Here is a 14,313-nt window from a genome sequence, read left to right on the forward strand (position 1 = left end):
TTTTATTTTTAGTTTATTTTTTAATAAACTTCATTACTTGAGTTGCATTACTTTCATCAGAAGCTTTTACGACATAGATTCCTGTTTGTAATTCGCTTACGCTGAATTGAAAATCTGCATTGCCTTTTGATGTAAAACTTTTTACTAATTGCCCTGAAACGGAATAAATTTGAACTTTCGAAAAACCTGCATTCAAAGTAAAATAATCTGCAACTGGATTGGGATATAAACTTACCGAAGTTCCTTTTTCGAAATCGTCTATAGCTAAGTTTGCAATTTTATTACCATAAATTCTATATTCTCCTGCCGGCAGATTTATTGGAGCATTTATATCTGTAACAGCAATCGTAGTATTATCCATTAGATTATACCAAGTTCCTGTATACGGAAAACCTGTTGCAACATTTTGAACTGTCGTATCGAAATTTGCTAAAATCAAAACATCTTTTAATTGTGACGAAGACAGACTTGCATTCGCTATTTTAATGTTTACAATTTTTGAATTTGCATTTGTTATAGTTGAAGTCCCTAAAAAAACTGGTTCCGCTTTTTTAAGCGCAATCATTTTTGCCCAATCATTATAAATTTTATTACGATTGGAATCTCCCAACCAGTTTTCTACCCATTGAGGCTGAGGCTTTGTATCTAACTTACAATCACCTGAAATTGTAGCAGAAGCATCATTTACAGTTCCATCATTACAAGTATAAATAGAGTCATCCATACCTAACTCGCCAAAATGCCAGATCATTTTCGGTCCGGGAACTAATAATGAAACTGCTCCAATTGCCGACATTCTCGACAAGGCTGTATTTAATGTCTTTACGTTGTAAGCTCCATTTGTTGCTCCATATTGTACATTTTTATACATCAGTCTTTCTTCATCATGACTTTCAGCATAACCAATCAAACGATTAGCTGTAAATCCTCTGCTTGAACTTGACATTCTGGTAATATTGCTAGTGTACCCCATTGACAATTCATTATAAGGATCCGTCATTTTTCCCCACATCATAATTCCTTTACTTGGAGTTTCTGAAACTCTGTAGTCTGCCCATTGTTTTTCTTCATTATCACTTCCTAAATGTTCAAAAATGGTATAATGTGTTGGATCTAAACTCCAAGAGTAATCAGCATATTTTTTCAAAATATCTACTCTATCCTGCTGATAAGCATTGGTACAAGATTCATCCGATGCTGTACAAGCTTGCGTAAATCCTTTGGTTAAATCCCAGCGGAAACCGTCAATTTTATATTCCTGAATCCACTGTTTAATTACTCTTTCTACATAATATTGTGTTTTTGCCGATTGATGATTAAAATCTTCTCCTACACTATAAGTATGTTTTGCTACTGTATTAAAATAAGGATTTTCGGTAGTCGGCGATCCAAAACCATCTCCATCAGGGTCATTCATCCACATCCTTACCATCGGATTTCTTCCAAAAGCATGATTTAATGCTACATCAAGAATTACAGCAATTCCGTTTTGATGACACAAATCAATAAATTCTTTTAACTTATCTGAAGTTCCATAAAACTTATCCAATGCCATATGAAATGAGGTATTGTAGCCCCAGCTTTCATTTCCTTCAAATTCCATAACCGGCATTAATTCGATTGCATTAATTTTTAGATTCTTAAAATAATCCATTCTATCAATTAAGTTTTGATAACTTTTGCCTGCATCAAAATCACGAACCAAAACTTCGTAAATGACCAATTTTTCTTTTTCAGGTTTTACAAAATTAGTTACCTGCCAATTATAAGGAGTCTGACCTGTTTTTAAAACAGTCACTTCAAAACTCTGTCCTGTTGGATAAACTGGCATGTTAGGATATTTTGAAGCAGGTATCCAAGGATCATCATAAGGAGACAAAACTAAGGTTGAATAAGGATCAGCCGTTTTTACCATTGCCGGTGAATTAGCAAGAGGCGTTGTATCTATAACCCAATATTGATACATATTATTTACACCCGAAACCAACCCTGTTAATTCTAGCCAGAATTTTCCTGAAACTGGATCTTTTTTCATGGCATAAGCCGATGTTGGCTGCCAATTATTAAAACTTCCTGCCACATAGACAAAGTCTTTTAAAGGGGCATCTAAAACCAGAATTGCTCTTGTGGCATCTCCCGAATTATAATTAATACCATCCACCAATCCCGCAGGCATAGTTTCTGAAACGGTATTTGGATTTACAACAACCGAGAATTTCTTAGAAATTGTAGTCGTTCCCTGCGTTGCAATTAACTCATAACTTTGATTTCCTGTAATATTTGTGTGTGTATAAGAATAATTCGAGGTACTTGCATTTGTATTGATTGTGGTACCATTTGCTTTTAAAGTATAACTCCCCGCTCCTCCTGTATTTGTTGCAGTGACAGTAAAATTTGCCCCTGAATTAATAATCGTAGTGCTATTTTCGGCCGGAGAAGTTAATGAAACTTGAAAAATTCCTACTTCAACCAAAATATCTTGCGATTTTTTATCGCCAGTTCCATCTTTAGTTTTAACCAAAAAACCAATTCTTCCTATTCCGTTCCTTGCAAAATAGACAGAAGGTGTAATCGTTTTGGTGTAAGTATCCGTTCCTGCATTATAAGTAAATTTACTAGCTTCATTTGATGAAGTCCAAGTTCCATTAGAGGGACTATCAGTTTGATTGATATCGTTTACATCATAAGACCAAGACCAAAGATATAATGCATGAGTAGCGCTGATTCCCCATGAAGTTTCATTAACACTATTCCCATTAATAGTAATAGTTATAGGCGTCGTATCTTCAAAAGTTGAGGGATTTATTGAATAAGTAACCGTTTGCTGCTGGGCAAAAACAGTTACTGCCATCAATAAAAATATTGATAGTAAAGTTTTTTTCATAATAAGCGTGGTTATCTGGTTAGTTAGTTGATTAAAAAAGGGCTATCTGGAGATAGCCCTTTTTTTGGTTATGTAAAAACATTAGTTTTTAGTAATCGTGTATTTTTTCGCAGCAAAGTCTACAATGATTGTATAGTTGCCTGCTACTGTTACAGGAATATTTGCTCCTCCAGCTTCTAATGTTAAATCATTTCCATCATCACCAAAGTTAGTATCCCATTTATCATCCAGTCTGAATTTGTATTCTCCAACTGTTAGAGGCCCTGTATAAGAGTACTTTTTAGTTGCTATATCATAGTCTAAATTCGTATCTGGATCGTTCCAGCCATTAGGTGTTGCAGAACCAATTAATCCCCAGTTATCCCAAGCTGAATATGCTGTAACTGTTATTTTAATAGCATTAGAATACTGAACAATTCCATCTTCTCCAAGATATGATTTAATACGAATATCAGCATCTTGAGGCACAAATGGTGTTAATCCGCAATTCATAGCTGCCGAATTAAGTTCGCCAACAGTCAAAGCTTTTGTAATATCTGTTGTTACAGCTACTACAGCGGCATTTTGAAAGTTTGTTCCTGATTTTGCCATTTCAATCTCGTAATTTACAACAATTGGAGCACCATCATATTGTGCAGCTTCCCATTTAAAAGTTGCCGCAACTTCAGTAGCTTCTGTTTTATCAAAAACAAAAACTGTTCCTTCTGCTGGAGTAGCCAATACAGCTGCTTTTGACGGTTTTAATACCGTAATATCATCTGAATTACATGCTCCTGCCGACATTAACAGCATCGCAAAGATGCCTAGTTTGAATATATTTTTCATGTTTCTGATATTAGTTTGAGAACCCAGGATTTTGAGTTAATTTTGGATTAGCCTGTAATGCACTTGTAGGTATTGGATACAGTTTGTAAGTATCTGGAATTGCAACTCCATCTTTTACTCCACCTTTCCATGGCCATAAATAAGATCCACCAGTAAATTTTCCAAAACGAATTAAATCTTGTCTTCTGTGTCCTTCAAGATTCAGCTCTCTAGCTCTTTCATTTAAAATGAAATCTAAATTTAATTGCCCTGCAGTAATTGCTCCTCCATGAGATCTGTTTCTAACAGCATTCACATAATCTAAAGCCAAACTTGCAGATCCGCCAGCAGCGCCTCTTAATACACATTCAGCATACATTAAATAAGCGTCTGCCAATCTGAATAATGGAAAATCTGTATTAGAGAAACTTGTTGAGTTAGATGTTCCAACGAAATTTTTATTTCTAAATTTGATACTAGGATAACCATCTACCCATTTCTTATAATCATTCATTTCGTATGAATGACCAGTTGTCCAGAATAATTTTGCTCTATCATCTGGAGACGCAGCCAAATTACCATTATTAAAAAGACCATACCAAGCTTTAGTCGCTCTGTGTCCTCCCCAACCGTCAGTAGCACCAAAATCATTAGGATTCATAGTCTCTGTACTTAGGTTTCCATTAACAATATAAGTGGTATTACCATATGCCTGACTCACAACTGCATCTGCAATTAAAGTGTAAATAATCTCTGGTGAAGTATCATTATCTCCAGAAAAAACACTCACAAAATTTGGAGCAAGCGTGTAACCGCCTTCATCGATTACTTTTTTAGTATACGTTAATGCATCATCATATCTTTGTGTTCCTGTATACACTTCTGCATTCAAATATAATTTTGCCAATAACATTCTAACAACATTTCTATCTGCTTTACCATAAGATTTTGTCGGAGTAATTACACCTTCAATATCTTTTAATTCAGATTCGATAAAATTGAAAAGCTCTACTCTTGTAGATTCGTTCTTTGGTGTTGGAGTATTAATATCATCTTCGGTTGTAATAGCACCTTTACCAAAACAATCTGTTAAATAATAATAAGCTAATGCTCGTAAAAAACGCAGCTCTGCAATATGATTTTCACGGTTTGGAATATTAGCTGATGATGTTTTTAAAACTTTAATCAAATTGCTTGACTGAGAAATAGTATAATAAGCTCTATCATATAAATATCTAAAAAACTTATTATTTGGTGTCCAGCCGCTTGTTGTAGTCAGCTGATCCAGACCATCATCTCCCCAACGGTTTTTCATACCATCAGCAGAAAAATCCTGTAGGTTTATGATTCCTCTAAGAAATGCAGCTTCTCCCGGGTCTGGCGTAACTATATCTGTAGAACCTGGTCCATCAGGTCCCGAAAGAGCAAAAGTTCCATAAATTTTAGAAACTAAACCATCTACAGCATTTGGATCTTGCTCTAAAAGCTTATCCAAGGTCAATTCAACTTTTGGTTCTGTATTCAAATCATCCACACAAGAGGCGAAAAAGAATAGAACTAAAAATGCTCCTATAATCTTAAATTTAAACTGATTCATCTTTATATTTTTTTATTAAAAATCTAAGTTCAGACCAAAACTGAAAGTTCTAGATCTTGGATAGAAATTATTATCAATTGCATTGAAATTCTCTGGATCTACTCCTGTATAATCTGTTACAATAAATACATTGTTAGCCGCTGCATATAATCTTAAAACAGCACCTTTAATAGCTTTATCGAAATTATACCCTAGAGTGATGTTTTGGCAACGTAAGAAACTAGCATCTTCTAAATAAAAATCAGAAAAAGGAACATTTCCGTTGATGGTTTTAAAATCAAATTCTGTATCCAAAACATTTGTCAAACTTATTGAGTTAGCTGGTAAAGCTTTATCAATAAAACCTGATTGTAATTTTCTTGCATTATATACTTTACCTCCAATTTGTCCATTGAAAGTTGTTGATAAGTCAAACTTTTTATAGTTCGCCGTAAGTCCAAAACCATAAGTCCAGTTTGGTCTTAAAGCAACATAAGATCTGTCGCTGTCATTAATAACACCATCTCCATTTTTGTCAACAAAAGCATTTTCAATTGGTCTGTTATTTGAATCATAAACTTGTTCAAAAACCCAAGCAGAATATGGCTGCTGTCCTACAGTATTGTAAGCAATTTTCTGACCTGTTCCAACTGGAATTGTCGATGCATTATCCACATTTGTTGTTCTATTGTTCAAGTCTGTAATTTTACCAATGTTATAAGCAATGTTTCCATTAACAGATAAATTGAAATCTTCTTTTCTTATTACCTTAACATTTAAGTTTGATTCGAAACCTCTGTTTTTCATACTTCCCACATTCGAAACAAATTCATTTGTCAATGCCTGACCTGGAGAAGCCGAAACTACAGAAAGTAAATCTTTTGTATATTTTTGATAAGCATCGATAGAACCTGTAACGATATCATTTTCAAATAATCCGAAATCAATTCCTACGTTATAAGTAGTGGTTTTTTCCCAAGTAAGATCTTCGTTGTAAGGTTTTGCATAGTATCCGTTAACTCCTGGAATGTATGTACTTGATGCACTAGTTGGTGCAAACAAAGCACTATATGGATAAGATCCTGCAACTCCAGTGATATCCTGTTGACCAGTGATACCGTAACCTAATCTTATTTTTAAATCATTAAATGTTTTTGAGTCTTTCAAGAATGTTTCATCTTTAACTCTCCATGCGAATCCAGCAGCTGGGAAATACCCCCATCTATTATCTTCTTGGAATAAAGAAGATCCGTCTGCTCTTAAAGTCAATGTAAATAGATATTTATCTAATAAGTCAAAATTACCTCTACCAAAGAATGACTGCAAGTTTCTCTCGTTATAATATCTGTTATTTGGATTAGAAGGATTTGGCGTAACCTCTCTTAAACCAGTTGAAGTATTATATCTAAAAATCTCTTTATTACCGTCTGTAACAAAGTTTTGATAAGAATAACCAGCCTGAGCATCTACTCTGGTAACAAATCCGCTTAAACTTTTGTTGTAAGCAAAATAAGCGTCTAAAGTTTTGTTATTAACTGTTTGATTTTCGGCATAATTCAATCCTGGATTAAAAACATAAGTTGGCGGATTTGTTCCTGCAGAGTTATCTATTTGATACGTCTGAATAGCATTATCACTGAAAACTTCTCTAATTTTTGATTTAGAAACTTCAAGACCTCCATTAACAACAGCTCTTAAACCGTCTACAAATGGTAGTTTATAATCTAATTCAATATTCCCTAATAATTTTTGAACTTCCTCAGGACGAGATCTCTGATTTAAAATTGCAAGTGGATTTTGTGCACCACTAATAGAATTATTAGCATTAAGCAACTGATAATACCCTCCAAATATATTGCTTGAAGCTCCTGGATTATCATAAGCTGGTTTAGTTGGATCCATTCCTAATGCGCTGCCAATAACAGCATCTGCATCAATAGCATTCTTTTTAACAGAAATACCTTTCGCATTAAAATCAATTTTTAAACTATTATTAAATAAAGTTGGTGAAAGTTTAATAGATCCTGTATATCTTTCTAAATCATTTGTTTTAACAACACCTTCATTTTTAGCATATCCAACCGAAGCTCTGAAAGGAACTTTACCAAATAAGTTAGCTCTCGCACTAAAGTTGTTGTCTGTAGAAATTGATTGTCTGTAGATTAAGTCCTGCCAATCTGTATTATACAAAGTTCTGCCTTCGATTTCAGGAGTTGCCGGATTATCAATAACAGCAGTACCGTTTGGCACTCCCAATAAACTAGTATATCCTGGGTGGTATTTTTGCATAAAAGCAGTAAATTGTGGCCCTGACATCATATCAACAGGATTATTTACTTTTCCAGTTGTAATAGTTGATGAGAAGTTGAATTTTGGAGCTCCGCTAACACCTTTTTTAGTCGTAATGATAATTACACCATTTGAAGCTCGTGAACCGTAAATAGCCGTAGCAGATGCATCTTTCAAGATAGCAAACGTATCAATATCATTTGGATTGATTAATGTTAACGGGTTAGCAATTCCCGCTGGATTAGTATTATCAATCGGCACACCATCAATAATAATCAATGGATTGTTATTTCCTGATAATGAACTTCCTCCTCTAATTCTAATGTTTGGATTAGCGTCTGGCTGACCACCATCTGTAGTGATTCTAACTCCGGCAGCTCTACCAACAAGCAGCTGATCAGCTGAACCAACAGGTCCTTTATTAAGTTGATTTGCAGATAAAACGGCTACCGCACCTGTAGCATCCTTTTTCTTAACAGTACCATAACCTACTTGTACTACAACTTCTTGTAATTGATTTGTATCTTCGCTTAAAGAGACAGCTAAGTTTTTTTGACCATTAAATGCGATAGTTTCTGTTTTGTATCCAATAAATGAAACTAAAATTTTGTCTCCATTTTTCAGATTTGGTAATTGAAATTTACCATCAAAATCAGTAGAGGTACCTCCTACAGCACCTTGTACATTTACATTTACTCCCGGAATTGGCTGACCCGTGGCACGATCAGTTACTGTTCCACTTAAAGTGCTTTGAGCTAACACAGTAAACGGAAGCAGAAGGAATAAAAATAACAACTTTTTGTAAATTGTTTTCATACTTTTTGTTTAAATTAGTTTGAGTTTGTGAATGTTAGTTAAGTTTTTAATTTTACTTCGAATTTCAAAATTATGAATTTATTAACATGCTCAACCAGAGACAATTTTTATTGCTTTACGAAAACGTGGTAGTGTTGAAAACTTTCTATTTTTTGTAATCTTTTCGTATGAAAATTGTCAATTATAAAAATTTCAGATACCTTTATTATCAATTAGATTTTTTTCAATTAACAACATGAAACGCAAAATAACCCTAAAACAGATTGCAAAGGAGCTTGACGTATCTATTTCAACTGTTTCAAAATCACTAAGAAACAGCCTTGAAATTGGAGAAGAAACCCGACTAAAAGTTCAGGCTTTTGCGAAGTTTTACAACTATAAGCCAAACAATATTGCTCTTAGTTTAAAAAACCGAAAAACCAAGAGTATTGGTATCATTATTCCTGAAATTGTACACTACTTTTTCTCTACTGTAATTAACGGAATTGAACAGGTTGCGAACGAATATGGCTATAGTGTTGTTATCTGTGTATCGGATGATTCTTTCGATAAAGAAGTCCTGAATATGGAGATGTTAGCCAATGGAAGTATCGATGGTTTTATCATGTCTCTTTCTAAAGAAACTCAATATAAAGGCGATTTTCATCATATCACAGAAGTTATAAATCAAGGAATGCCGGTTGTCATGTTTGACCGTGTTACCAATGATATATTATGCGATAAAGTAATTATCGATGATAAATCAGCAGCTTATGAAGCTGTTCAGAGTTTAATTGACAGTGGACGTAAAAAAATCGCATTAGTAACAACTGTTGACTATGTAAGTGTTGGAAAATTAAGAACTGACGGTTACGAAAAAGCTTTATTAGATAATGGATTGCCTTTTAATGAAGATTTAATCATAAAAATTGAAGATGTAGACACCTGCGAAATTACCATAAGCCAGCTTTTACATGATCGTGCTTTTGATGCCGTTTTTGCTGTAAATGAGCTTTTTGCTGTTACGATTATCAAAACAGCCAATAAAATGGGATTAAAAGTGCCTGAAGATTTAGCCGTAATTGCTTTTACTGACGGAATTATCTCTAAATATTCAACTCCAACCATTACAACTGTTAGCCAAAGTGGTGAAAAAATGGGCAATAAAGCAGCTAAAATGCTGATCGAAAGAATTGAAGCCGAGGAAGATGATGATGATGAAGAACACAATGAAAACTATATCACAGAAGTCATAGAAACACACCTTATAAAACGAGAATCTACTGACTAATTTTCTTGAAATCAACACTTTCTAAAGCCGTAAAAAATATTTATGGCTTTTTTATTAGCATATATAAAAAAATAATTTATAATTTTACGCCCGTCAAGGCTTTTACTTTTACTTCGAAAAAAACAGTAAGTTTTGATAAGCAAAGCGCTTATCGTATAATTTTTTCAAATTACGATAATGGAAAAGCGTAAATTAAGTTTCTGGGAAATTTGGAACATGAGTTTCGGTTTCTTGGGAATCCAAATGGGGTTTGCATTACAAAATGCAAATGCCAGCAGAATTCTTCAAATTTTTGGTGCCGACGTACATGAACTTTCATGGTTCTGGATTATTGCCCCTCTTATGGGATTAATAGTCCAGCCAATCATAGGTCATTACAGCGATAAAACTTGGGGAAGATTCGGCAGACGAAAACCTTTCTTTTTAGTGGGAGCCGTTTTAGCTTCGGTGGGATTAATTTTAATGCCGCAGGCTAATATTTTCATTTCTGTTTTACCTGCCTTATGGGTTGGAGCCGGAATGTTAATGATTATGGACGCTTCTTTCAACATCGCCATGGAGCCTTTTCGCGCTCTTGTTGGTGATAATTTAAGAACAGATCAGCGTACTGCAGGATTTAGTATCCAAACTTCTTTAATTGGTTTTGGAGCTGTAATTGGTTCAGCATTACCGTATATTTTAACGAAATATTTTGGAGTTCCCAATAGCACAGTTCCTGGAAGTGTTCCATTAAATCTAACTTTGTCATTCATAATTGGCGCAGCAGTTTTAATTGGTTCTATCTTAGTAACTTTATTCACTACAAAGGAATATTCACCAGAAGAATTGGCAAAATTCGAAGATCCTCAAAATGATGCGATTTCTGATTCTGAAGAAAAATCAAAAATCACAGACATTTTTACTGATTTTGCAAAAATGCCAACAACCATGCGCCAGCTGAGCTGGGTACAGTTTTTTTCTTGGTTTGGATTATTCGGAATGTGGGTTTTTACAACGCCTGCAATCGCACATCACATTTACGGATTACCTCTAGAAGACACTTCAAGCCAGCAATACCAAGATGCTGGTGACTGGGTCGGAATTCTATTTGGAGTTTACAACTTAGTTTCTGCTATTGTCGCTTTGTTTTTCTTACCATACATCGCAAAAAAAATTGGAAGAAAATCAACTCATGCCGCTTCATTAATCATTGGAGGAATAGGTTTAATCTCTATTTACTTTATGCCAAATGAAGACTGGGTTGTGCTGCCAATGATTTTAATTGGAGTTGCCTGGGCGAGTATTCTGGCAATGCCATATGCAATTCTTGCGGGATCTATTGCTCCAAAAAAGATGGGAGTTTACATGGGAATCTTCAACTTTTTTGTTGTTATTCCACAAATTGTAAACGCATTAATTGGCGGTCCAATTGTAAAATACCTTTACAATGGTGATGCAATTTATGCCTTAATTACCAGCGGAGTAAGCTTTTTAATTGCCGCTCTTTTGGTCTACAAAGTAAAAGACGTAGACGACACTATTCAAAAATCATAAAGAAGAATTTCAATTATAATGAACAAAAAAGCTTTCATATTCGATCTTGACGGCGTGATCGTTGATACCGCTAAATACCACTTTTTGGCTTGGCAGAAAATTGCCCAATCATTAAATATAAATTTTACACTTGAAGACAACGAACTTTTAAAAGGCGTTAGCCGTGTTCGTTCGCTAGACATTATACTTGGGTTAGGAAATGTTCAGGCCACTCAGGAACAGAAAGATCAATGGTTAATTCAAAAAAATGAAGATTACCTATCTTATTTAGTTGATATGGATGAAAGTGAGGTTCTTCCAGGAGTTTTAAAAATTCTAAAACTATTAAAAGATAAAAACCAAGGAATTGCACTAGGCTCTGCCAGCAAAAATGCAAGACCAATTCTAGAAAAAACAGGTGTTCTATCTTACTTCGATGTTATTGTTGACGGAAACGACGTTACCAATGCAAAACCAGACCCTGAAGTTTTCTTAAAAGCGGCTCAATTATTACATATTGATCCAAAAAATTCAATTGTTTTTGAAGATTCTGTTGCCGGAATTCAGGCAGCAAATATCGGAGAAATGGTAAGTGTGGGAATTGGTGAGGAAACAATTTTACATGAAGCTGATTATATCTTTAAAGATTTCACTTTTATAGATGAAACTTTTATCGACAAGTTAATAAATTAGAAAATGTGCCAATTTGATAAGTATCAAATTGAAACAAATTAAGAAACAGTTCCAAATCATCAATCAAAACATTACAAACAATCAGTAATTAGAAATAGCCATAAAATAATTATCAAATTGGCACATTTTCTAATTCTCTAATTAAAGAAAACAAATGAATCAAGATTATATAAAACCAGACAATTGGTCCATCATTGAAGAAGGATTTGATGCAGAGAGAGTAAAATCGTCTGAAAGTCTCTTTAGCATTGGAAACGGCGCTATGGGACAACGCGCCAATTTTGAAGAAACTTATTCGGCAGAAACTTTCCAAGGAAGTTATATTGCTGGAATTTATTATCCAGACAAAACAAAAGTGGGATGGTGGAAAAACGGTTATCCGAAATATTTTGCCAAAGTACTTAACGCTCCAAACTGGATTGGAATTGACATTGAAATCAACGAAGAAAATCTTGATTTAAATACATGTACCGAAGTTAGAAACTTCCGCAGAGAATTGAATATGAAAGAAGGTTGGTACAATCGTTCTTTTGAAGCCGTTCTTAAAAACGGAACTGAAATCGCTGTAAATGTTCGTCGTTTTCTTTCATTAGATTTAGACGAAGCCGGAATCATTAAATACGACATTACGCCTTTAAATAAAGATGCAAAAATCGTTTACAAACCTTACGTTGACGCTGGTGTAACTAATGAAGATGCGAACTGGGAAGAAAAATTCTGGGAACCGCTTGAAGTCAAAAAAGGTACAAACGAAGCTTTTGTTACAGCTCAAACGTTTAAAACGCATTTTAAAGTTACGACTTTCATGCACAATACGATTTTGGCAAACGGAGAAAACATCAACGTTTCGCCATCAACAATCGACTCAACGACAGATAAAGTTCAATATACTTACGGAACTATTATTGCAAAAGGACAAACCTCATCCATTCAAAAAATTGGTGGATATACGGTTTCTTTAAATCACGAAAATACGTTGGCTGGAGCCGAAAAAGTAATCAAATCTGCTGTTGCTTTAGGATATGATGCTTTACTTCAAAATCAAATTGATGCTTGGGCAAAAATCTGGGAAATGTCAGATATTACTATTGAAGGCGATGTAAAAGCGCAACAGGGAATTCGTTTCAACATCTTCCAATTAAACCAAACGTATTCAGGAAAAGATTCTCGTTTAAATATTGGGCCAAAAGGTTTCACCGGAGAAAAATACGGCGGATCAACTTATTGGGATACTGAAGCATATTGTATTCCGTTTTATATGGCGACAAAAGACCAGCAGGTTGCAAGAAACTTATTGACATATCGTTACAATCAATTAGACAAAGCGATTGAAAATGCTAAAGATAATTTAGGTTTCAAAAACGGCGCGGCATTGTATCCGATGGTGACCATGAATGGTGAAGAATGCCACAACGAATGGGAAATCACACACGAAGAAATTCATAGAAATGGAGCGATTGCTTTTGCAATTTACAACTATAACCGCTACACGGGAGATTACTCTTATATTCCAGAAAAAGGTTTAGAAGTTTTAATCGGAATTGCTCGTTTCTGGCACCAAAGAGCTTCTTTCTCAAAAGATAAAAACCAATATGTGATTTTGGGAGTTACGGGTCCAAACGAATACGAAAATAACATCAACAATAATTTCTACACCAATTATATCGCAAAATGGTGTATTGATTTTGCTACTGAACAAATCGAAAAAGTGGCTTCAGAATATCCTGCTGATCACAAAAGAGTTATGGATAAAATAAGTCTTTCTGCAGAAGAAATCAAAGAATGGAAAAAAGTAGCAGATAACATGTACTTCCCTATTTCTGAAGAACTTGGAATCTACTTACAACAAGATGGTTTCTTGGATAAAGATTTAGTTCCTGTAAAAGATTTAGACAAATCACAGCGTCCAATTAACCAAAAATGGTCTTGGGATCGCGTATTGCGTTCGCCATACATCAAACAGGCTGACGTTTTACAAGGTTTCTATTTCTTCGAAGATCATTTTTCTAAAGAAGAATTAAAACGCAACTTCGAATTCTATGAATCATTTACGGTTCATGAAAGTTCACTTTCGCCTTGCGTTCACTCAATTCAGGCTGCAGCTTTAGATAAAATGGACATGGCATATACATTTTATTTAAGAACTTCTCGTTTGGATTTGGACGATTATAACAAAGAAGTAGAAGAAGGTTGTCATATCACGTCAATGGCCGGTACATGGATGAGTATCGTGGAAGGCTTTGGAGGAATGCGTGTTAAAAATGACCAACTTCATTTCTCGCCAAAAATTCCAAAAGAATGGAAAGGTTATTCGTTTAAAATCAATTTCAGAAACCAAATTTTAAAAGTTTCTGTAAATCATAATGAAACCACTTTTACTGTAGATAGCGATCAAGATTTAAATATCGTAGTAAATGGAGAAACCATAACAGCTGGGAAACTCGCTCAAATTAATTAAATTACAATACT

8 protein-coding genes are annotated in these 14,313 nt (G+C 34.5%); 4 read left to right on the forward strand and 4 right to left on the reverse strand.

Going from position 1 to position 14,313, the window contains the following annotated elements; genetic code table 11:
- Positions 1 to 13: 13 nt before the first annotated feature.
- The 4 genes from GSY47_RS17735 to GSY47_RS17750 all read right to left on the reverse strand — a co-directional run bounded on the left by GSY47_RS17735 (position 14) and on the right by GSY47_RS17750 (position 8,369).
- Positions 14 to 2,884, reverse strand: coding sequence for an alpha-amylase family glycosyl hydrolase (locus GSY47_RS17735; protein WP_179002583.1), 2,871 nt, complete (start codon positions 2,882 to 2,884; stop codon positions 14 to 16).
- 81 nt (positions 2,885 to 2,965) lie between these two features.
- Complete coding sequence (locus tag GSY47_RS17740; RefSeq protein ID WP_179002584.1) at positions 2,966 to 3,709, reverse strand: SusE domain-containing protein; 744 nt, start codon at positions 3,707 to 3,709, stop codon at positions 2,966 to 2,968.
- Positions 3,710 to 3,719: 10 nt separating this feature from the next.
- Complete coding sequence (locus GSY47_RS17745) at positions 3,720 to 5,285, reverse strand: RagB/SusD family nutrient uptake outer membrane protein (RefSeq protein ID WP_179002585.1); 1,566 nt, start codon at positions 5,283 to 5,285, stop codon at positions 3,720 to 3,722.
- 15 nt (positions 5,286 to 5,300) lie between these two features.
- Positions 5,301 to 8,369, reverse strand: a complete 3,069-nt coding sequence (locus GSY47_RS17750) for a SusC/RagA family TonB-linked outer membrane protein (RefSeq protein ID WP_179002586.1) — start codon at positions 8,367 to 8,369, stop codon at positions 5,301 to 5,303.
- Between the two features lie 235 nt (positions 8,370 to 8,604).
- On the opposite strand from GSY47_RS17750, the gene GSY47_RS17755 reads away from it, so the two are divergent.
- From GSY47_RS17755 to GSY47_RS17770, 4 genes are all read left to right on the forward strand, one after another.
- Positions 8,605 to 9,639: a LacI family DNA-binding transcriptional regulator gene (locus tag GSY47_RS17755; RefSeq protein ID WP_179002587.1), complete on the forward strand. Its 1,035-nt coding sequence runs from the start codon at positions 8,605 to 8,607 to the stop codon at positions 9,637 to 9,639.
- 177 nt (positions 9,640 to 9,816) lie between these two features.
- Positions 9,817 to 11,172, forward strand: coding sequence for an MFS transporter (locus GSY47_RS17760; RefSeq protein ID WP_179002588.1), 1,356 nt, complete (start codon positions 9,817 to 9,819; stop codon positions 11,170 to 11,172).
- An 18-nt stretch (positions 11,173 to 11,190) separates the two neighbouring features.
- On the forward strand, positions 11,191 to 11,844 hold the full coding sequence (gene pgmB / locus GSY47_RS17765; protein WP_179002589.1) for a beta-phosphoglucomutase: 654 nt from the start codon (positions 11,191 to 11,193) through the stop codon (positions 11,842 to 11,844).
- A 154-nt stretch (positions 11,845 to 11,998) separates the two neighbouring features.
- On the forward strand, positions 11,999 to 14,302 hold the full coding sequence (locus GSY47_RS17770) for a glycoside hydrolase family 65 protein (protein ID WP_179002590.1): 2,304 nt from the start codon (positions 11,999 to 12,001) through the stop codon (positions 14,300 to 14,302).
- Positions 14,303 to 14,313 lie beyond the last annotated feature (11 nt).

The organism is Flavobacterium quisquiliarum, from assembly GCF_019308285.1.
Taxonomy (GTDB): Bacteria; Bacteroidota; Bacteroidia; order Flavobacteriales; family Flavobacteriaceae; genus Flavobacterium; species Flavobacterium quisquiliarum.

Coding starts and splice junctions, on each gene's coding strand:
- GSY47_RS17735 (WP_179002583.1), bottom strand. CDS start 2,884: ATGAAAAAAACTTTACTATCAATATTTTTATTGATGGCAGTAACTGTT.
- GSY47_RS17740 (WP_179002584.1), bottom strand. CDS start 3,709: ATGAAAAATATATTCAAACTAGGCATCTTTGCGATGCTGTTAATGTCG.
- GSY47_RS17745 (WP_179002585.1), bottom strand. CDS start 5,285: ATGAATCAGTTTAAATTTAAGATTATAGGAGCATTTTTAGTTCTATTC.
- GSY47_RS17750 (WP_179002586.1), bottom strand. CDS start 8,369: ATGAAAACAATTTACAAAAAGTTGTTATTTTTATTCCTTCTGCTTCCG.
- GSY47_RS17755 (WP_179002587.1), top strand. CDS start 8,605: ATGAAACGCAAAATAACCCTAAAACAGATTGCAAAGGAGCTTGACGTA.
- GSY47_RS17760 (WP_179002588.1), top strand. CDS start 9,817: ATGGAAAAGCGTAAATTAAGTTTCTGGGAAATTTGGAACATGAGTTTC.
- pgmB (WP_179002589.1), top strand. CDS start 11,191: ATGAACAAAAAAGCTTTCATATTCGATCTTGACGGCGTGATCGTTGAT.
- GSY47_RS17770 (WP_179002590.1), top strand. CDS start 11,999: ATGAATCAAGATTATATAAAACCAGACAATTGGTCCATCATTGAAGAA.